Genomic DNA, 19,525 nt, shown 5'->3' on the forward strand with positions numbered 1-19,525 from the left:
TCACGCTAGGCAGCCGCCGCGCCCAGCGCACGGCAGGAAGACGCCGCCGCACCCTCCCCGGGCACCTCAGGCCACGTACGACGCCTCCCGCGCCGTCCGCGGCACCACCGCGCCGTCGGGCCGCTCCAGCGCTGCCTCCGCCACCCACGCGGCCACGCGTCCCCGACGTGCGCGAGCAGTGTCCCCCTTGCTCCGGAAGGGTGCCCCGGCCCGCACCGCGTCGATGAGCGCGGTGCCGCCGGACCTGGAGGGATCGCCGATGCCGGAGTCGAGGCCGCCAGCAGGATGGACCGCCTCTCCCGGCAGCCGCGCCGGCGCCGTCACGACACGCTGTCCGCCTGGGTGAAGCCCGCGCACGACGCGGACGGGCCCGCGTCGCGACTTCGGCCGGCGACGCCACCCGCTATCTGTCTCCCGCCGTGCGCGACGCCTCGGACGACGTCGCCCGGAACACCACCATGACGCTCATCCCGGCGGCCCCGGGCGACCTCGCCGACCCCCGGCTCGGCCGCTCGCACCGATGCTCCGATCCCGTGTTCGCGGGCTGCCTGGCGCAGGTGCGGATCCGGTCCCGGGCAGGTAGACGTACCGGTACGACCCGCGAGGCTGCTCGACGGCCGGAACGAACCGGTCGTCCCCCCTAGCACGGCCGGACCGTGCCGGAGCGACTCGGGCCTCGGCCGGCGCGCCCGCCATGGTGCGGATCTCCGCCGCGAACACCTCCTCGCCGGTACTCGCCTACCCCTGTGCCAGCATGGTGAGGAAGTGCCCGGTGTGGTGCCCGCGCGGATTTCCACAAAGTAGGCAAGAGGCGGCAGGAGGGGCCCGGGCGTCAGCGGTACTGATCGGTGCGGCGGTGCTCAGTGGGTCCGCGCCGTGGCCCGGAGCCACGCGTACGCCGACTGCGCCGTGAACTCCGCCTGGCCGCCGCGCAGCAGCAGGGTCGCGGTGGCGAATTCCGGCGCGTCTGCCTGGGCGGCCACGTACGGGATCGCGATGCAGCGCATGCCGGCCGCGTGGGCGGCGGCCGCACCCGGGGCCGCGTCCTCCAGGACCACGCAGCCGGCGGGGGCCGCCCCGAGTCGCCGGGCCGCCTCCAGCAGCACGTCGGGAGCGGGCTTGCCGTGCGGTACCTCCTCGGCGGACACCACCGTGCGCAGATACGTGCCCAGGCCCGTTCCCGTGAGGATCGCCTCGATCGCCTCCGGGGAGGAGCCCGAGGCGACCGCCGTCGGCACTCCGTCGGCGGCCAGGAGCTCCACGAACTTGCGCATCTCCGGGTACACCGGCGTACGGACGCGGGCAATCTCCAGGTAGCGCCGGTTCAGCTCGGCGAGCAGGTCCTCGGCCGGAACGCTCAGGCCGTAGCGCTCCTTCCAGAGCCGCGTCGCGTCCTGGTTGCCGATGCCGACGTAGGCCTCGTTGTCCTCCCAGGTGAAGTCCGGGACACCGTGCCGGGCCAGGGTCTGGCGGCTCGCCTCGTAGTAGTTCGGTTCGCTGTCCACCAGCGTTCCGTCCAGATCGAAGATGACCGCGAGGGCACCGAGATCGCTCATGGGGCCCAGCATGCGGGGCTCAGGTCCGGGCCGCCCTGCCGATCGACTCCACCAGGGGGAGCAGTCGGTGCGGGACGCGCTCGCGCAGAGCCACCTCGGTACGCGTACGCACCACGCCCGGCAGGCTGATCAGCTTCTGGATGACGTCCTCCAGATGGGCGTTGTCCCTGCCCACCACCCGGGCGAGCAGATCCCCGCCGCCCGTGATCGAGAACGCCTCCACGATCTCCGGCACGGCGGCCAGCGCGTCCCCCACGTCGTCCAGATGGCCCTGGGTGACCTCGATGTGCACGAACGCCAGCACCGGATGGCCCAGGGCGGCGGGGGAGAGGGAGGGACCGGTGCCGGTGATCACACCGTCCCGTTCCATACGGTCCAGCCGGGCCTGGAGCGTGCCCCGGGCGACGCCGAGGACGCGGGCGTACTCGCGCACACTGGTGCGCGGCTGCTCCAGAAGCAGTCGCAGGATGCGGGTGTCGAGTTCGTCCACGGCCATGATGGACGACTGTACCAATGGCTCAACACCATAGCCGCCGCATCTGCCTCTCGACCTGGCTCGTTGGCATTCCGACCGGGTGGAGGTCCACACCCGGTTCTGGGCCAATGGCTCAGTGATTGGGGCGACGCTTGAGCCAGTGACCTCGGTGATGCTCTCATGGGCACGTCGATGGCGCTGCGGGTCCCGCGGCGCCTTTTCCGTGCCGGTGTTCCATGGGGAGGGCAGCAGTGCTGAAGAGGATGTTCGTGGCTCCGGACCCGGGACGGGCGCGATTGCGCTTCGCCGCGCGGGCCGTCCTCGGCATCGGCCTCGCGGTCGTCGTCTGCTTCCTCGCCGGTCACTCCGTCGTCGGCGCGGTGACCGGCGGTCTCGCCGCGCTGCTCGCCCTGTTCACCGTGGCCGACCCGACCGTGCGCGGCCAGGCGGTGACCACCGCGCTGCTGCCCGCCGTGGGCGTGCCGGTGCTGGCCGTCGCGGCCGGACTGCACGACGTTCCCGTCGCGCGCGACCTCGCCTTCCTGGCCGTGGTCGGCGCGGGGGTGTACGCGCGGCGCTGGGGTCCGCGCGGGCACAGCCTCGGCGTGTTCGCCTTCATGACCTTCTTCGTGGCCCAGTTCCTGCACGCCACCCCGGCGCAGCTGCCCGAGCTGTACGCCGCCGTGCTGCTCTCCGTGCTCAGCGCGGCCGCGGTGCGCTTCGGCGCCTGGTGCTACGAGCGCCGGCTGCCCCCCGCCGCCCTACCCGTGCCGCCCGCCGGCCGCGGCCTGGCCCGGGTGACCACGCGGCAGGCCGTGCAGGCGACCGCGGGCGCGGGCTTCGCGCTGGTCGTGGGCCAGCTGGTGTCCGGGCAGCGCTGGTACTGGGCCGTCGGCGCCACCTGGTGGATCTTCGTCAACACCGCCTCCCGCGGTGAGACGCTGGTACGCGGCTTCCGCCGGGTCCTCGGCACCATGATCGGCATCTGCCTGGGCTTCCTCGTCGCCGTCCCTGTGGGCGGCGCGCCGGTCCCGACGGCCGTCCTCGTCGCCGTCGCCGTCTTCGGGATCTTCTACACGGCCGCGGTCTCCTACACCTGGATGATGCTCTGGGTGACCGTGCTCGCCGAGTCGCTCTACGGCCTCCTCGGCGTCCTCAGCCCCGGCCTGCTCGCCCTGCGCCTGGCCGAGACCGGCGTGGGGGCGCTCGGTGCCGCGCTCGCCGTGCTGTTCGTCCTGCCGGTCACCACCCACGCCATCACGGACGCCTGGATCCGGCGCGCCCTGCACTGCGTGCACGCCTGCACGGCCGAGGCTGCGGCCCGGCTCGCCGGCTCCGCGACCGCAGACCCGGCGCCCCGCGTGGCCGAGCTGGAGCAGCTGCTCGGCCGGGTCCGGCTAGCGCTCGCTCCGCTGGTGCATCCGCTGAACCCGATGCCGGCCCGCAAGCGTCGTGCCCGCCGGGTCCTCGCGCTGCTCGACGACTGCGCCCGCGAGATCCGTGGCCTGGTGTCGGTCGCGGCCGATCCCGAGGCCTCCCACGACGCCCGCCTGGCCGCGGCCTGCTGGCGCGTCGAGGCTGCCGTCGAGGCGCTCACCGCGGGCCGCCCGGAGCCCGTCGGCAGCCCGGCCGAGCCGCCCGCCGAGCCCGTCCTGGCTCATCTGCACGGCCTGGAGCGCGCCCTCGCCGACCTGGCCGAGCCCCTGCGGGCCCCGACGGGGTCGCGCCTGGTGGGGGCCTGAGGCCCGTGCGGTCGGGCGCGACCGCGCAGGGCGAGGGCGGCGTGCGCGCTGTGGGCGGCCGGGATTCGGCGGAGCCGCCGACCGGGCTCGCCTGGTCCGTCGGCACGACCCTGCCGACGGGGCGCGACTGGACGGGGGTCTGAGGTCAGAGCCGTCCGGCGTTCCGCCGCAGACAGTACGGGGAGTTCGACACGTGTTACCCGGAGGGCGTCCCCAGCCTCGCCGAGCGCGGCGCGGTCGACCTGGCGAAGCCGCTGGGGGGCGCCGGTGGGCGCTCCGGCCTCGCACCGTCGGATACGCGGGCCCCGGCGCGCTCGAGGAAAAAGAACCGGCGACCACGCCCGCCCTGTTGGTCTAGACCGCCGTGATCGGCTGCTACCGTCGGCCCGGACGGGCTCGACCGAGAGGGGACAGCGGTGGCACAGGACGGCAGGCCCGGCAGGCGCCGGGCGTTCATCGGTTCGTTCACGGCGGCGGGCGGACCCGGCGTAGTGGCCGCCGAGCTCGCTGCGGACGGCGCCCTCACCCTCGTCGCCGCCGTGAACGACGTACCCGACCCCTCCTACCTGGTCCTGGCGCCGGACGGGGAGACGCTCTACGCGGTCAGCGAGACGGCCGAGGGCGCCGTCGCCGCCTACCGCCTCGCCGGTGACCGCCCGGAACTCGCCGGGCCGCCCGTGCCGGTGGACGGCAGCGGACCCACCCATCTCGCCCTGTACGCCGGCCACGTGCTGACCGCCAACTACGGCTGTGGCAGCGTCACCGCCGTCCCCCTGCGCCCGGACGGCGCTCTCGCGGCCAAGCCCTCCGGGCGGCTCCAGCACACCGGCTCCGGCCCGCACGACCGGCGCCAGCGCGGCCCGCACGCCCACCAGGTGCAGCCCGATCCCACCGGGCGGTGGGCCGTCAGTGTCGATCTCGGCACGGACTCGGTACGGATCTGCACCCTCGAGAGCGGCGCCCCGGCCCTGCACCGCGAGTTCGCCCTGCGCCCCGGCTCGGGCCCGCGCCACCTGGCCTTCCATCCGGACGGCGCGCTCGCCTACGTCGTCAACGAACTCACCCCCACGGTGACCGTGTGCCGCTGGGACCCCGAGAACGGCTCCCTCAGGCCGCTGACCGAGGTCCCGGTGCTGTCCGGCGCACCGGCCGGTGACGCCTACCCGTCCGGGATCGCGGTCTCGCCCGACGGCCGTTTCGTGTGGACCGCGACCCGCGGCGAGGACGTCCTGTCGGTCCTCGCCGTCGAGGGCGAGACGCTCCGGCTCATCGGCACGGTGCCCTGCGGCGGGCACTGGCCGCGTGCGCTCGCCGCGTACGACGGCTTCCTCTACTCGGCCAATGAGCGGTCCGGCGACGTGACGTGGTTCGCCGTGGACGAGGCGACGGGGCTGCCCTGCTACCACGGCTCGGTGCGGATCGCCGCCGCCTCCTGCGTCGTCTTCGGCTGAACCGCCCGAGCGCCGTATCGGCCGGGCCGTCCGCGGCGGGGCCCCGAGCAGGACGAAGGGCCCGCTCCGGGGTGTGGAACGGGCCCTGGGTCGTACGTGGTGTGGTGCCGGCCCCGCGGTCAGCGGACCGGCATGCCCTGCGGCTGCGGCGGGGCGATGCCCAGCGCCGTCGTGTACTTGGCGAGGGCGAGCTTGCCGATCGCCGGGTACGCGCCGAGCGCCTCGGCCGTGGCGCAGCCGGCCTCCTCGGCGGCCGCGGCCAGCAGCGCCGGGTCGATCTCCGGGCCGATCAGATACGGCGCCAGGGCCAGCTGCTGCGAACCCGAGGAACGCAGCTGCTCGGCGACGGAGGCGATGGAGCCCTCCTGGTCCAGGGCCGCAGCCATCACCGGCACGGCCAGGCGCGCGGCGAGCAGCATGCCGGTGATCCCGGCCGCCTGCACCGCCTCCTCGCCGCCCACGGACGCCAGGATGATGCCGTCCGCGGCGGTGGCCACGGTGAACAGGCGCGCGCGGTCCGCACGGGCCAGGCCGGACTCGGACAGCCGTACGTGCAGCGCCTCGGCGAGCAGCGGGTGCGGGCCGAGAACGTCGGTCAGATCGGCTGCGACCCGGCTGTCCATGACCGACTGGCGGATCTGCCGCAGCAGGGCGCTGTCCGGACCGGCCAGCAGCGGGACGACGACGGCGACCGGGCCGTCGGGCTCCTTGACCCCTTCGACCCCGGCGGCGACGGCCTGCTCGTACCGGGCCTGGCGCTCCTCTGCGGCGCGCACGAGCACGGACCGGAGCGTGGGGAACTCGGCGTCGTCCCCGTCCAGGTACCCGAGCCGGGCGTCCAGGCCGGGCAGCTCGGAGCGGGCGATGCTCACGACCTCCTCGGCGAGGCCGCGCGTGGCGGCGCTGGGCGCACCGGGCACCGCGAGGGCGAGCGCGGGCGCGCCCTCGGGGGCCACCAGCGGTTCCGGCCGGCGGTGCCGTCCGGGCTGGCGGGGTCGCGGCATTCGTACTGGCAGGCCGGACTCGGGTCCAGTGGGGGAGCTCATGGCGCCGCATGTTACTGGCTTCTCGGGTTCCTCCGTTCGGGGAGGGTGCAGGTGAGCGGTATCCGTCCCTTTTTGTCTGATGAGTTACGCGTCGGTGACACGTGTTCCGGGCACGTGCCGGGAGCATGGGCCGACAAAGGGATGACAAGACGGAACAATCCGCTTTTGTGACGGCTTCATTCGCCTTGGGTGGGCACCACGTGGAGCATGGCCGGTTCACCCGGCAGAGTGAGCCGGCCGGCCGCCAGGTCGCTCGCGATCCGGACCGACCCGTGCAGCGGATCGCCCTCGGCCGGCACCTGCCGGGCGTGCGGCAGCCTGGACGTCAGCTCCTCGAGCAGGGGCACGAGGAGGGGGTCGCCCAGACCGAACAGGCCGCCGGTCAGCGCCACTCGAGGCTCCCCGTCCGCCGGGCACACGGCCGCGACGGACTCGGCCATGTGCCGGGCCGCGGCGCTCAGGATGCCCTCCGCGACCGGATCGTGGGCGGCGCAGGTGGCCACCCGCGGCGCGAAGGAGGCCAGTACCGCGGGCCGGTCGGAGCGGGGGTAGAGCAGCCCGGGCAGCCCGGACGCCGGGCCGAACTGCTCCTCCGCGCAGGCCAGCAGCGGCGCCGAGCCGCCCTCGCGGCCGTCGTGGGCGCGCAGTGCCGCCTCCAGGCCGGCCCGTCCGATCCAGGCGCCGCCGCCGCAGTCACCGAGCAGATGACCCCAGCCGTCGGCCCGTCGCCAGGCCTGCAGATCGGTGCCGACCGCGATCAGCCCGGTGCCCGCGGCGAGCACCGCGCCGGGCCGTGGCCCGAGGGCGCCGACATAGGCGGTGACGGCGTCGGCGGCGAGCGCCACCTGCCGTACACCCAGCTCCCGGGCCAGGGCGCCCGGCAGTTCGGCGCGCAGCGCGTCGCCCAGGGTGGCGAACCCGGCGGCGCCTACGACGGCCGTGTCCAGCGTGCCCAGCGCGGCCTCGGCGGCGGACGCGCGCGCCAGCGGGACGAGTTGGGCCATCAGATGGCCCGGATCGATGCCCCGCGCACCCGTGCGGACCGGTTCCCCTGACTCCCGCTGTGCGGCGGGCGCCCGGCCCGGCACACCGACGGCGACCCGGAGACCGGAGCCTCCGGAGTCCACCGCCAGATAGCCGGGGACGGTCACGGCAGCCGCCAGTCCACCGCCTGGCCGCCCTGCTGGAGCAGCAGGTCGTTGGCGCGGCTGAAGGGACGCGAACCGAAGAACCCGCGGTCGGCCGACATCGGCGAGGGATGCGCGGACTCCACCGCCGGCAGACTGCCCAGCAGCGGACGCAGATTGCGGGCGTCCCGGCCCCACAGGATGGACACCAGTGGTTTGCCGCGGGCCGACAGGGCCCGGATCGCCTGCTCGGTGACCTCCTCCCAGCCCTTGCCCCGGTGGGCGCCCGGGCTGCGCGGTGCCGTGGTCAGCGCCCTGTTGAGCAGCAGGACGCCCTGCTGGGTCCACGGCGTGAGGTCGCCGGTGGAGGGCTGGGGCAGCCCCAGGTCGGTGTTCAGCTCGCGGAAGATGTTGATCAGACTGGGCGGCAGCGGGCGTACCTCGGGCGCGACCGAGAACGACAGGCCCACCGCGTGCCCCGGGGTCGGATAGGGGTCCTGACCGACGATCAGGACCCGTACGTCGTCGAACGGTTGCTGGAAGGCCCGCAGGACGTTGGGTCCGGCCGGGAGGTAGGTGCGTCCCGCGGCGATCTCCGCGCGCAGGAAGTCGCCCATCTCGGCGATCCGTCCGGCGACGGGTTCCAGGGCCTTCGCCCAGCCCGGTTCGACGATTTCATGCAAGGGTCGTGGTGCCACGGGCGTCACCCTACTGCCGTGCACAGGCAGGTGATCAACCGATGGCCGGAGCCCGACGGAGACGACCGCACCCCCTCCCGCGCGCCTCAGCCGATCACCGCCGCCCGCACGCACAGCACGTCCGGCAGATGACCGGCCAGCTGCTGCCAGCTGTCGCCGTCGTCGGCGGAGGCGAACACCTCGCCGTTGCGGTTGCCGAAGTACACGCCGGCCGGGTCGGCGTCGTCGGTGCACAGGGCGTCCCGCAGGACCGTGCCGTAGTGATCCTCCTCCGGCAGGCCCTTGGACAGCGGCTCCCAGGTCCGGCCGGCGTCCGTGGTGCGGAAGACACGGCAGCGGTGCTCGGCGGGCACCCGGTCGGCGTCGGCGTTGATCGGGAAGACGTACGCCGTCTCGGCCCGGTGCGGATGGGCGGCCACCGCGAAGCCGAACGTGGACGGCAGGTCCGCGCCGATGTCGGTCCAGTGCGTCCCCGCGTCGTCGCTTCTGTACACCCCCCAATGATTCTGCAGATACAGCCGGTCCGGGTCGCCGGCGTCCTTGGCGATCTTGTGCACGCACTGGCCGAACTCCGGGTTCGGATCCGGCAGGAACACCGCGGACACACCGGAGTTGGACGGCGTCCAGCTCGCGCCGCCGTCGGTGGAGCGGAACACGCCGGCCGTCGAGACGGCCACGGTCAGCGCCTTGGGATCACGGGCGTCGGTGATCACGGTGTGCAGGCCCTCACCGCCGCCGCCCGGCACCCACCGGGAGCGGGTCGGGTGCTCCCACAGGGGTCGGACCAGCTCGAAGCTCTCGCCGCGGTCCTCCGAGCGGTACAGCGCCGCCGGTTCCGTGCCCGCGTAGACGACTCCCGGCTCGGCGGCGGCCGGGTGCAGCTGCCAGACCCGCTCCAGGGAAGCGCCGGTGTCCTTGGGGAACTTGACGGCCGGCTGCGACGGCTCGGTCCAGGTGCGGCCCAGATCGTCGGAGTGGAAGACCGAAGGGCCCCAGTGCGCGCTGTCACCGCCCGCCAGCAGCCGCGGCCGGTCCCCGCGGGCGTCGATGGCGACCGAGTACACCGCCTGTGCGTTGAAATACGGGCTGTCGTCGAACTGCCAGGTGCCGCGGCCCTTTCGCCGCCCGATGAACAGGCCTTTGCGGGTGCCCACTGCCAGCAGTACCTCGGTCATGCCGATCACCTCCGGGACGCCTTCGTCCAGGTAGTCGTGCGACAGGTAGTCGTCGGTTATCGGCCAGTCTGCACCCCGGCACTGACAGTCCCCCTTGGATTGCACGTTCCCGCAGGTCACAGCGGTGTCATCGGCATGGGGCGGAGATCGGCCGGGGCCCGTTGTGGCATGCGCCTGCGCAAGAGGGGTGTCTCGTGCGACCGTCGGAGCGACGGCTCGTCGTGAGCAAGGGAGCGATCTCCCGCGTATGGGAGGGCGGTCCGGCCGGTCGGTGCGCTCGTGAGGAGGATGCCTTTGAAGGCATTCCGTGGTCCGAAGGTGTGGCTGTGGCGCTGGCGGCGCAATCCGCTCAAACGCCGGGCCGACGTGGTGGAGGCCTGGGTGGTGCTCGGCGCCTGGCTGCTGACCGTCCTGGCGGGGGTCTCGGCCGGTCTCGTGGCGGCCCGGTCGGTGGAGCACGGACTCGCGAGGGAGCGTGCGGCGTGGCGTCCGGTCGTGGCCCGCGTCGTGGGACGGGCGCCGGGAACGTCCGTCGTGCGCGGTCAGGCGTCCGCCGGTGACCGCGTCTGGGCCAAGGTGCGCTGGACCGTGTCGGACGGCTCCACCCACACCGGTCAGATCCGTGTGGCGCCCGGCAGCAGGGCCGGTACGCCCGTCACCGTCTGGAGCGACCCGCAGGGCCATCTCGTCAGCCGCCCCACCTCGTCCTCCGCGGCCGCCTTCCGTGGCGCACTGATCGGCTGTCTGGTGGGCGTGAGCGCGGCGGCCGTCCCCTTCGTCGGCGGCCTCGCCCTGCGCGGCCGTCTGGAACGCCGCCGCATGCACGCCTGGGACACGGAATGGGCCCGGCTCGGACCGCAGTGGGGGCGGATGGTCTGAGCACGGTCCACGGTCGGGGTGCGGGCACCGGAGCGGGCCGTCAGGCCTGCGGGCTTCCGCCCCTTCGGGCCGTGGGGGAGCACCCCCGACCGGGCGTGGGCGGGGCGGCGAGCGGCTCGCCGTCTGCCCGGCCCGCCTCCGGGCCCGACCGCCCGTCAGGTCACCTGAGTCAGGAGAATCGGCACGGCCCCGTCGTCTACGAGGTGCACGGCCATCTCCCGACGTCGTCGTCCCGGGCGGGTGTGCCCGCCGTGACGGCGGCCCTACACCACCTCCAGCACCGCCCGGCACCCGCTCAGCAGATTCTCGTCCTCCGGTATGCCCCGGCCGGCGCTCCTGCCCGCGGGCGCCAGGTGGCGGCGCGGGCGGGCCAGTTCGTCCGCCACCAGGTGCCGCAACGGCGCGGCGGCCGGGCCCATCGCGATGAGGCACCGGACGATCGGGCGGCGGGTGTACGGGTCCCGCGCCCAGGCCGTCCGGAACACGGCTAGAACCGGCTCCGGATCCGCCTCTATGTTCCACAGCGCGCACGCGGCCGTCACCCCCTCCCGCGCCGGCCACGAGCAGGCCGTCCGGCGCAGGGCGGGAGCTGCGGCGCGCGCCGCCGGTCCCAGTCTGCCGAGCTGCCCGGCGGCCAGGCACCGGCTCGCCGGATCGCCCTGGTGCAACTCCCGCAGCAGCACGGGCAGTACGGCGGAGGCGTCCTGCCGGACCGACCAGAGCGCACCGGCCGCCGCGGCGGCGTGGCGGGTGTCCAGGAGTGTGCGGAGGGCCGGTTCCGCCTGTGCGGCGGCGCCCAGTGCCTCCAGCGTTGCGATGACCTGTCCCGCGAGCGCGTCGAGTCCCCCTGGCCCGTCGGGAGCGCCCGACAGCAGCCGCAGCACCTCCGGAACCGCCTCCGCGTCTCCTATGGCGCCGATCGCCGCCAGCAGCGGGGCGGCCAGCCGGGCGGCGGAGGGAGAGGCCGGCGGGATCCGGCCGAGCCGATGCCGTAACGCGGGCGCGAGCGGGGCCGCGGCCCTGCCCAGGTGCGCCAGTTCGAAGCCCAGGTCGACCGGTGCGGCCGGACCGGACAGGAGGTGGGCCAGGGCCGGGAGCGCGCGCGGATCGCCGTTTCTGGCCAGCGCCTTGAGCGGACCGCCCAGCGCGGGGGAGCGGCGCTCGACGTGGTGCGTCCACAGGTCCGGCCGGGCCCACACCAGTGCGTGCAGGTCGTCCGCCGCGGGTGCGGCCAGCGTGAACAGCTCCGACAGGACGGCGACGGCGGCGTCCCGCACCTGGTCCTGCGGCCCGCTCAGTTGGGCGCCCAGCAGGCCGACGGTCGCGCTGTGGTCGGCGCGCCAGCCGCGCAGCAGCGCCGCCGCCAGCCACACGGCGTTGCACCGGTCCACCGGGTCCGGACTGGTCAACTGCCCGCGAAGGAGCGCGCTCCGCTCGTCCACGCGGTCGCCCAGCGCGGTGTGCAGGGTGCGCAGCAGACGGGAGCCCTCCTCGTCGGACGGGCGCAGCCGCCGCAGGCGTCCGACGAGGGTGTCGGCGGCGCAGGGCGCGGCGGCCGGGCCGCGAGCGGCGGAACGCTCCCGGACCAGCCGTACGGTCGTCGGAACCAGGTCGGCGGGCAGCCGGGCCGGCGCGACGAGCGCCAACTGGCCGAGGGCGGCGAGCCGCAGCCCCGGGGCGTAGGGCGGGGCACTGTGCCCGGCCAGGAGGTCCACCGCGGCGTCGGCGTGCGCGGGGTACCGGCGGACGAACAGACCGAGCGCCTCCGGCAGGGCGAGCAGGACACGGTCGTCCCGCTCGGCCCGCAGCCGCTGCCGTAACAGGTCCAGGGCCCGCGCGGGTGGATCCAGGAAGTGCACGAGGGCCCCGGCGGTCGCCCGGCGGACCGCCGGGTCCGGGTCACCCGCCAGCCGCACGAAGACCTCGCCGCCCGCGCACACCGCCTCCCGTGCACGAGGGTCCCCGTCCGCGCATACCGTGCCTATACCGACCAGCAGTTCCACGATGCCGCCGCGGTCCGGCACCTCTTCGCGGGCCACGAGCGAGAGCAGGAACGGGACGCAGGCCAGTGTCGAGTCGTACACACATCCCTTGTGGTGCAGCGCGTCGTACAGCCCGTCGAGCGCGGTCGCCCGCTCGACGGTGTCCGCGGACGCCAGTGCCCGTAACCATCCGGGCACGTCCTCCGCGCTGCCGTACGCGTGCCGCAGCGAGGCCCAGTCGACCTCGTCGATCCCCGTGAACACGTTGTCCTCCCCAGACGAGTGCCACCTGATCGCGAGTGTGCACCACGGGACTGACAACGGTACGGAACCGTCCGCTGACTGTGTGCGATCCGTCGGCTGTCACCGGCCAGGGCGCGAGCGACGCGCACACGCCAGGAGGGCAAGCGGGAGTGGCTCGTACTCGCCCGGCGTGAAGGGTCAGTTCAGGCCGGGCAGGGCACGCTGAAGGATCGCGCCGAGGCCGGTCCCCGCGGGCAGCGTGCCGAACGCGTGCCCCCAGTCACCGCCCAGCCGGCTCGCGCAGAAGGCGTCCGCGACCGGGTGCGGGGCATGCCGGACCAGCAGGGAGGCCTGCAGGGCGAGCGCCATCCGCTCGACCAGCCTGCGGGCGCCCACCTGGTCCGTTTCGGCCAACTGGTCCTTCAGCGCGGCCACCGCCGCATCCAGCCGGGCGTCGGCCCCGCGTGCGAGGGCGAGTTCCGCGAACAGGGCTTCGGCGCTGTCCGGTTCGCGGCCGAGGGCGCGCAGCACGTCGAGCGCGTTGACGTTGCCCGAGCCCTCCCAGATCGACAGCAGCGGGGCCTCCCGGTAGTGCCGGGGCATGCCGGAGTCCTCGACGTAGCCGTTGCCGCCCAGGCACTCGAGCGCCTCCGCGGTGAACGCCGGGCCCCGCTTGGTGACCCAGTACTTGCCGACGGCGGTGGCGATCCGACGGAAGGCCCGCTCCCCGGCGTCCCCGCGCACCGCGCGGTCGGCCGCGCCGGCCAGTCGCAGCGTGAGCGTCGTCGCCGCCTCCGACTCCAGCGCGAGGTCGGCCAGGACGTTGCGCATCAGGGGCTGGTCGGCGAGCCGGGAACCGAACGCGCTGCGGTGCCGGGCGTGATGGGCCGCCTCGACCAGCGTCTTGCGCATCAGGGTCGCCGTGGACATCACGCAGTCCAGGCGCGTGCAGTTGACCATCTCGATGATGGTCTTCACACCCTGCCCCTCCGGTCCCACCAGCCAGGCCACGGTCCGGTCGAACTCCGGCTCCGAGGAGGCGTTGGAGCGGTTGCCCAGCTTGTCCTTCAGCCGCTGGATGCGGAAGGTGTTGCGGGTGCCGTCCGGCAGCACGCGGGGCACCAGGAAGCACGTGAGACCCCCCGGGGCCTGAGCGAGCACCAGGAAGACGTCGCACATCGGCGCCGACGTGAACCACTTGTGACCGCGCAGCGCGTACACGCCCGGCTCCCCTGTGGGCGTGGCCACGGTGGTGTTCGTCCGTACGTCCGACCCGCCCTGCTTCTCCGTCATGCCCATCCCCGCGAGCAGCCCCGGCTTCTCGGTCGGCACGCGCAGTTCCGGGTCGTACTCCCGGCTGGTCAGCAGCGGTTCGTAGACCTTGGCCAGATCGGGCTGGGCGCGCAGCGCGGGCACCGCGGCGTAGGTCATCGAGATCGGGCAGCCGTGCCCGGCCTCCGTGTGCCCCCACACCAGACCGCCCGCGGTGCGGGCCACATGGGCGCCGGGCCGCTCGTCCGCCCAGGGTGCGCCGGCCAGGCCCTCGGCGACCGCCGTGCGCATCAGGTGGTGCCAGCTGGGATGGAAGTCCACCTCGTCGACGCGGTGGCCGTAGCGGTCGTGGGTGCGCAGGACCGGCTCGTACCGGTTCGCCAGCTCACCCCATTCCTGCGCCTCCGCGCTGCCGGCGCGCGCCCCCAAGCGCCGGATGTCCTCCTCGGCCCACCCGGCGCCCTCCCGGCGCAGTCCCTCCAGCAGGGCGTTGTCGCCGGAGGCGTCGTACGGGGCCAGGGGCGGGGCCTGGTTGGTGACGTCGTGCGTGGCGTACGGCGACTGGGGCTGTGACGGCGACTGCGCGGAAGAAGAGACCATGAGAGCATGTTGCACTTATCCTGCGACTGTAGCAATAGTGCAACAGGGAAGGGGCACGTACAGTACGTGGCCATGCGCATGAACGTCTCGCCCGGACCGGAGGAGGCAGACCTGCGGCCGCTGTCCGCGCGGTCGGTGGTGCTGAGCCTGCTCCTCGGCGCGCATCCGGCGGAACTGCCGGTGAGGGACCTGGTGCGGCTCGTGGAGCCGTTCGGCGTCGGCGGCTCCACGCTCCGGGCCGCGCTGAGCCGGATGGTGGCCGCGGGGGACCTGCGCCGCACCGACGCCGTCTACCGGCTCAGCGACCGGCTGCTGGCGCGCCAGCGGCGCCAGGACGCTGCGCTGCGGCCCGCCACGCGCGCGTGGGACGGCGACTGGGAGATGGTGGTGATCACCGCGACCGGCCGGGGCCCCACCGAACGCGCCGACCTGCGCGCCCGGTTGGCCGCCCTGCGCCTGGCCGAACTCCGTGAGGGCGTGTGGCTGCGCCCGGCCAACCTCGACCGCACCCTGCCGGACACGCTGGACTCCGTCGCCCGGACGTTCACCGCACGCCCCGACGGGCCTCCGCTCGATCTGGTGACCCGGCTCTGGCCGCTGGACGACTGGGCGGCCGTCGCGCGGACGCTGCTCGCCCGCACGGGGGCCGCCCGGAGCCCGGCGGACCGCCTCACCGCCTACGCCGCGGCCGTGCGCCACCTGCTCACCGACCCCGTTCTCCCGACCGGCCTCCTCCCCGACGCCTGGCCGGGAGAGGCCCTGCGCACGGCATACGCCGGCTACCAGCGGGAGTTGGCCGCATCGGTGGGCCGAAGGGAGCGCGCCGCATGACGGCCGAGGCCCTCGGACGGTTCCTGCACAGGCGGTTGCGGGAGGAGGAACGGGTGGCCCGGGACGCGATCGCCGCCGCGCCCGGCGCGGTCCGGGACGTGATGGCCGACGAGATCGAGCAGGTGCTCACCTCCCGGGACGGCAGGACCACGCACACGCCACTGGCGCAGTTCGGTGCCGAGGACCCGGTGAAGCTGCTCACCCACGTGGCCCGACACGATCCGGCCCGGGTGCTGCGCGAACTCGACGCGAAACAGGCGCTGTTGGCGGAGCACCGGACGCGGGACGACGGCGGCTGCCGCGTCTGCCGCCAGGGAGAACCTCCCCGTTCGCCCTGCACCACCCTGCGTCTGCTCGCCGTGCCGTACGCCGGCCATTCCGGGTACGACGACTCCTGGCGCCCCTAGTAGGCTCTGTCGTCGAACTCCCGCTTGCCCAGCGACGCCACGACGCACTCTCGTCGCACCGGGCCCGGGCCCGGTGCATCCAGTACGAGGGCCAGGGCCGCACACCCAGGCCGTCCGTCCGTCGCGACCCGTGGCTGCACGCGGTGTCCCCGCCCGTGTGGACGTACGGAACCGCCGCGGGCCGCCTCGCACGTGGCGGCCCCTCGGGGATCAGCCGTCCGCCGCCCCACCGATTCCGCCCCTGTGGCGGGTGGTCGTGGGCTCGGGCGGTTCGTCGGCGTGGCGGGCGCTCGTGGGCTCGCCGCCGCCGGCTACGGCGTCGACCCCGCCGGATGTGCTGCCGACAGCGCCGGCTTCGCCCTCGGCGGCACCGACACCCCCGTCGACGTCGCCGGTTCCGAAGCCCAGACGCGTCTGTTCCTCCGCGACGATCCGGCGGGCCAGCTCCGTGTCGGACACGTCGACCGCGTCCGGCGTCGCCTCCGCCACCGCGCTGCGCCGGGCGTAGAGGTCGAACAGGTCGGCCTTCCTCTTCAGCATCTCCACCATCCGTTCGTCGACCCCGCCCGGAGTCAGCAGTCGGTGCACCCGGACCGGCCGTACCTGGCCCATACGGTGGGCCCGGGCCACCGCCTGCTGCTCCACGGTCGGTTTTATCTGGGGCTCGCAGATGATCACGACGGAGGCGGCCTGGAGATTGAGTCCGACGCCCCCTGCCTGGATCTGCGCCACCAGTACCGCCGGACCGGGAACGGCCGCGAACTCGTCGACGAGCTGCTGGCGCCGCTCGGGCGGCACGCTCCCGGTCAGCGGGCCGACCACGTGGACGCCGGTCCGTGGACCGGCGTCGAGCGCCCCCTTCACCGTGCCGAGGACGTCCCGGAAGTTGGAGAACACCACCACCTTCAGCCCGTTCTCGCCCGCCTCGTGCACGATCTCGCGGAGCCGGACGAGCTTGGCGGACTTCTCCGGGCGCGCGTACGCGGCCCTGCGCATCGCCATGAAGTTGCCGGAGCCCACCGCCTCGCGGTACGCCTCCTCGTCCGAGGCGCTCGGTTCCTCCCACTCGTCCGTCTGCTGCAGAGCGGGCAGTTCGGTGAGGACGTCCACCTGGTTGCGGCGCAGATAGACGGGGGCGACCGCCTTGCGGAAGGCCACGGAACCGGGCAGTCCGGCATGGTCGCCGATGCCCTCCGCCACGGCCACGTCGAGCATCCGGACCAGATTGCGGAACTCGGCGACCCGGTTCTCCATCGGAGTGCCCGTCATGAAGAGCACGCGTTCGCAGTGCGCCGCCCACCGGGTGACGGCCTGGGAGCGCAGGGCCTTGGGATTCTTCACGGCGTGCGCCTCGTCGACCACCAGCATCCCGATCTCCCCGCCGCCGGGGACCGGGAACCCGCGCAGGGCGTCGAAGGTCGTCACGGCGACTCCGCCCCGCCCCTTCCAGGAGGCGAACGCGTCGTTCCGGTCCGGCCCGTGCAGGGGAGTGACGAGGAGCGAGGTGCGGGCCTCGATCTCCCGCGTCCAGTTCACCAGCACGCTCGCCGGGCAGACGACCACGAAGTGGCTCTGTCCTTCGCCGGCCAGATGGGTCAGCGCGGCCATGGCCTGCACGGTCTTGCCGAGCCCCATCTCGTCGCCGAGGATCACCCGGCGCTGCGCCAGGGCGAACCGGGCGCCGAAGGCCTGATAGCCGCGCAGCGACACCCGCAGCCGGGAGTCGTCGAGCTGCTGGCCCCGCACCCGCTCGGCGATGCCGTCGGGCAGGAAACCCTCGGCGGCGGCCGTGTCCGGAGCGCGCCCGGAGATCTCGGCGAGCAGGCCGTGGTACTCGGCGGAGCGCAACTCGAAGTCCACCCAGGCCGCGAGGTCGCTCGACGTCCCCCGCAGCAGGTCCACCGACGCCTGCGCGAGCGCCTCGGGGGTGCCGTCCCGCGTCGCCTCCGCCACGAGCGTACGGATCTCCTCGACCGCCTCCAGGGCGCGGGCCTTCCTCGCCCGCCCGGCCACCAGCATGCTCAGGCGCCCCGCGGCGGGCCGGGCGTCGGCGAGCAGCGCCCCGAGCCGTTTCACCAGCGCGGCGGCCGTGTCGACGGCGCGCCGCGCCTCCGGCCCCGCCTCCACCAGCACGTGCAGGGCCATGACCAGCGCGGTCGTCCGCGGCTCCGGGTGGTCGACGTCGATGTGTACGGCGACGCTGTCGTGCACGGCCTCGGACACCTGCCGTGCGGCCGCGACGATCTGGTCCGCGGTCCGCTGCCCGACTCCGGGGATCTGCCGCAACCGGTAAGGACCGGCTTCGAGCACCTGCCGGACCGTGCGCAGCCCGCTCCGGTCGACACCGCCCAGCCGCAGCCGGCCGCTCGTGGCGTCCTGCAGCCTTGCCACGGGTATGGCGTCGAGCGCCCGCTCCACCTCCGCGTCCTGCATCGGCCTCAGCGCCGCCCGCACCGCTTCGACGGCCTTGCCGTGGTCGTCGGCCAGTGACCGTGCCGCCTCGTGCAGCCGTGCCGCCTGCGCGACCGCGTCCCGCTCCCTGCGCCCCATCCGCCCTCCCTCGCGCCACATCCTTCCATCGCGTTGAACCGACCCGGACGGGCGGCATGCGGTGGCCGGGACGAGCGGGATGCCGCACGGCCGGCGGGAGTGCGGGGGCAGGACCCGGGCGGCCGTCGGCGGCTTCGGCGACGCCTGCCCGGCGTGTGAAGGCACCGGCGCCGCTCACACGCGTGCGGTGGCCGTCGTGGGCGACTCGCTCAGCGACGGGCACGGCTCACGACCCACGGCGGCGACCGCCCGCCGGACCCGTTCTCCGACCGCCTCCGAAGCCGCCCGCACACCTCGGACGGCGCCGTCCTCGACCAGCCCGACGACCACCGCCGACGCCACGCACGAGGCCCAGCGCACGGTCGCCGACGGACTGTTCGCCGCACGCCGGCTGATCGTGCTCCGCTCGTGGTCCGCGCCGCCCACGCTCAGGCCGTCCGAGGCTGCCGGGCGGCCTCCCGGTAGTGGGCGAAAGCCTGGTCCGCACCACCGTCGACTTCGACGCGGTGATCGATTCGGGCCGGGCGGCACGCGCCCCCTCGGCACCGGATGCTCCCTCGGCGGCTGCCGGACTCCCCGCCCTGGCGGAGCCCGAGGCGCTGTTCCGCGGCGGCCGTCGGGACGGGCGCGGGGCGGGGTGCTCGCGCGGTGCCGGTGGCGCGGGAGTGGAGCGGGGCGTTCCCTGGAAGGAAGGCAGTCGGTGGCAGACCGCGGAGGAGAGGAGCCAGCGGGAGAAACGGGGATGAGCTGCACGAGGGCGGGCACTCGGCGGGCACGCAAGGTGAACTCACCCGAGGAGAGTCATGGCTGAGCAGAAGTCGTCGTCGGCCCTCACGGCGCCGCTGCGCGGCGCGGCCTCGGTGCTGCGCAGGGTGCCCGGCGCCGGAACGGTGAGCAGGGCCGCGACGGAGACCCTGGACAAGGTCGGCGCGGTCTCGCCCCGCGGCCGGCGCATCGCGGTCTACGCCGGGGCCGGCGTGCTCGGCGCCGCGGGCCTGGTGGAGTGGCCCGTCGCCCTCACCGGCGCGGCCGTGGCGTGGCTGACCCAGCCCCGGCCCGCGCAACCGGCGGACGGCGGAGCCGGACAGAGTCCCGCACATGACCTGGGCACCGCCGCCCTCGGCTCCGGCCACGGCGGGACCCGGACGGGCGGGGCGGACGCCGCGGCAGAGGCCGAGGCCACCGGCGGGCCCTGGGACGCGGGCGCCGCGGAGGCCGGAGTCGAGGCCGCCGGCGCCGCCGAGGCTTCCGGAGAGAGCCGGGCGTCCGGCGGCCCCAGGACTCGCGGAAGCGGGCGGGCAGCCGGCGGGAACGGGTCGCCGGGCAGTGCATCCCGGACCAGCCGGACAACGGGCGGCACCGGCTCGACCGGAACCCCGAAGACCGCCGGCAGCGCCCGGACCGCCCGTGCCGAAGAGGGCTCGGCGGCCAAGCCGTCGAGCGGTCCGCTCGGTCCCACGGCGCGGCCTGACCGCACCACGCTCTGAGGAG

16 protein-coding genes are annotated in these 19,525 nt (G+C 74.7%); 6 read left to right on the forward strand and 10 right to left on the reverse strand.

The window, feature by feature from the left end; all coding sequences use genetic code 11:
* Positions 1-66: 66 nt before the first annotated feature.
* The 3 genes from AB0L59_RS15710 to AB0L59_RS15720 form a co-directional block, all read right to left on the reverse strand.
* On the reverse strand, positions 67-324 hold the full coding sequence (locus AB0L59_RS15710; RefSeq protein WP_365583213.1) for a hypothetical protein: 258 nt from the start codon (positions 322-324) through the stop codon (positions 67-69).
* A gap of 536 nt (positions 325-860) precedes the next feature.
* Complete coding sequence (locus AB0L59_RS15715) at positions 861-1,556, reverse strand: HAD family phosphatase (RefSeq protein ID WP_365583214.1); 696 nt, start codon at positions 1,554-1,556, stop codon at positions 861-863.
* A 19-nt stretch (positions 1,557-1,575) separates the two neighbouring features.
* A complete protein-coding gene (locus AB0L59_RS15720) occupies positions 1,576-2,052 on the reverse strand; it encodes an Lrp/AsnC family transcriptional regulator (RefSeq protein WP_365583217.1) in 477 nt (158 codons plus the stop codon).
* Between the two features lie 230 nt (positions 2,053-2,282).
* Here AB0L59_RS15720 and AB0L59_RS15725 point away from each other — a divergent pair, with 230 nt between their 5' ends.
* Positions 2,283-3,773 (forward strand): FUSC family protein, encoded by a 1,491-nt coding sequence (locus tag AB0L59_RS15725; RefSeq protein ID WP_365583220.1) that lies wholly within the window; start codon positions 2,283-2,285, stop codon positions 3,771-3,773.
* 416 nt (positions 3,774-4,189) lie between these two features.
* Positions 4,190-5,224, forward strand: coding sequence for a lactonase family protein (locus AB0L59_RS15730; RefSeq protein ID WP_365583222.1), 1,035 nt, complete (start codon positions 4,190-4,192; stop codon positions 5,222-5,224).
* A gap of 119 nt (positions 5,225-5,343) precedes the next feature.
* Here the strand turns inward: AB0L59_RS15730 and AB0L59_RS15735 are convergent, their stop codons facing one another.
* From AB0L59_RS15735 to AB0L59_RS15750, 4 genes are all read right to left on the reverse strand, one after another.
* Entirely contained in the window at positions 5,344-6,270 is a 927-nt protein-coding gene (locus AB0L59_RS15735; RefSeq protein WP_365583224.1) for a hypothetical protein, read from the reverse strand.
* A 176-nt stretch (positions 6,271-6,446) separates the two neighbouring features.
* Positions 6,447-7,421, reverse strand: a complete 975-nt coding sequence (locus AB0L59_RS15740; RefSeq protein ID WP_365583227.1) for a BadF/BadG/BcrA/BcrD ATPase family protein — start codon at positions 7,419-7,421, stop codon at positions 6,447-6,449.
* Positions 7,418-8,095 carry a uracil-DNA glycosylase gene (locus AB0L59_RS15745; RefSeq protein WP_365583230.1) on the reverse strand — a complete coding sequence of 226 codons (678 nt, stop codon included), beginning with the start codon at positions 8,093-8,095 and terminating at the stop codon, positions 7,418-7,420. Before AB0L59_RS15745 ends, AB0L59_RS15740 begins: the two co-directional genes overlap by 4 nt.
* 86 nt (positions 8,096-8,181) lie before the next feature.
* Positions 8,182-9,270 (reverse strand): sialidase family protein, encoded by a 1,089-nt coding sequence (locus AB0L59_RS15750; protein WP_365583233.1) that lies wholly within the window; start codon positions 9,268-9,270, stop codon positions 8,182-8,184.
* A 288-nt stretch (positions 9,271-9,558) separates the two neighbouring features.
* Between AB0L59_RS15750 and AB0L59_RS15755 the strand changes: the two genes are divergently transcribed.
* Entirely contained in the window at positions 9,559-10,149 is a 591-nt protein-coding gene (locus tag AB0L59_RS15755) for a hypothetical protein (RefSeq protein ID WP_365583236.1), read from the forward strand.
* Positions 10,150-10,412: 263 nt separating this feature from the next.
* Here AB0L59_RS15755 and AB0L59_RS15760 read toward each other — a convergent pair whose 3' ends face one another.
* Complete coding sequence (locus AB0L59_RS15760; RefSeq protein ID WP_365583239.1) at positions 10,413-12,395, reverse strand: HEAT repeat domain-containing protein; 1,983 nt, start codon at positions 12,393-12,395, stop codon at positions 10,413-10,415.
* A gap of 177 nt (positions 12,396-12,572) precedes the next feature.
* Complete coding sequence (locus tag AB0L59_RS15765) at positions 12,573-14,246, reverse strand: DNA alkylation response protein (RefSeq protein WP_365583242.1); 1,674 nt, start codon at positions 14,244-14,246, stop codon at positions 12,573-12,575.
* Between the two features lie 72 nt (positions 14,247-14,318).
* Here AB0L59_RS15765 and AB0L59_RS15770 point away from each other — a divergent pair, with 72 nt between their 5' ends.
* Together AB0L59_RS15770 and AB0L59_RS15775 are read left to right on the forward strand one after the other, a co-directional pair.
* Complete coding sequence (locus AB0L59_RS15770; RefSeq protein WP_365583245.1) at positions 14,319-15,077, forward strand: PaaX family transcriptional regulator C-terminal domain-containing protein; 759 nt, start codon at positions 14,319-14,321, stop codon at positions 15,075-15,077.
* Positions 15,074-15,484 carry a DUF6221 family protein gene (locus AB0L59_RS15775; protein WP_365583248.1) on the forward strand — a complete coding sequence of 137 codons (411 nt, stop codon included), beginning with the start codon at positions 15,074-15,076 and terminating at the stop codon, positions 15,482-15,484. Before AB0L59_RS15770 ends, AB0L59_RS15775 begins: the two co-directional genes overlap by 4 nt.
* A 210-nt stretch (positions 15,485-15,694) precedes the next feature.
* Here AB0L59_RS15775 and AB0L59_RS15780 read toward each other — a convergent pair whose 3' ends face one another.
* The gene (locus tag AB0L59_RS15780; RefSeq protein WP_365583251.1) at positions 15,695-18,034 is read right to left on the reverse strand and encodes an SNF2-related protein; all 2,340 of its coding nucleotides are present in this window, start codon (positions 18,032-18,034) and stop codon (positions 15,695-15,697) included.
* Between the two features lie 803 nt (positions 18,035-18,837).
* Here AB0L59_RS15780 and AB0L59_RS15785 point away from each other — a divergent pair.
* Positions 18,838-19,521 (forward strand): hypothetical protein, encoded by a 684-nt coding sequence (locus AB0L59_RS15785; protein WP_365583254.1) that lies wholly within the window; start codon positions 18,838-18,840, stop codon positions 19,519-19,521.
* The last annotated feature ends 4 nt before the right edge of the window (positions 19,522-19,525 follow it).

Source organism: Streptomyces sp. NPDC052109 (assembly GCF_040680195.1).
Lineage (GTDB): Bacteria > Actinomycetota > Actinomycetes > Streptomycetales > Streptomycetaceae > Streptomyces.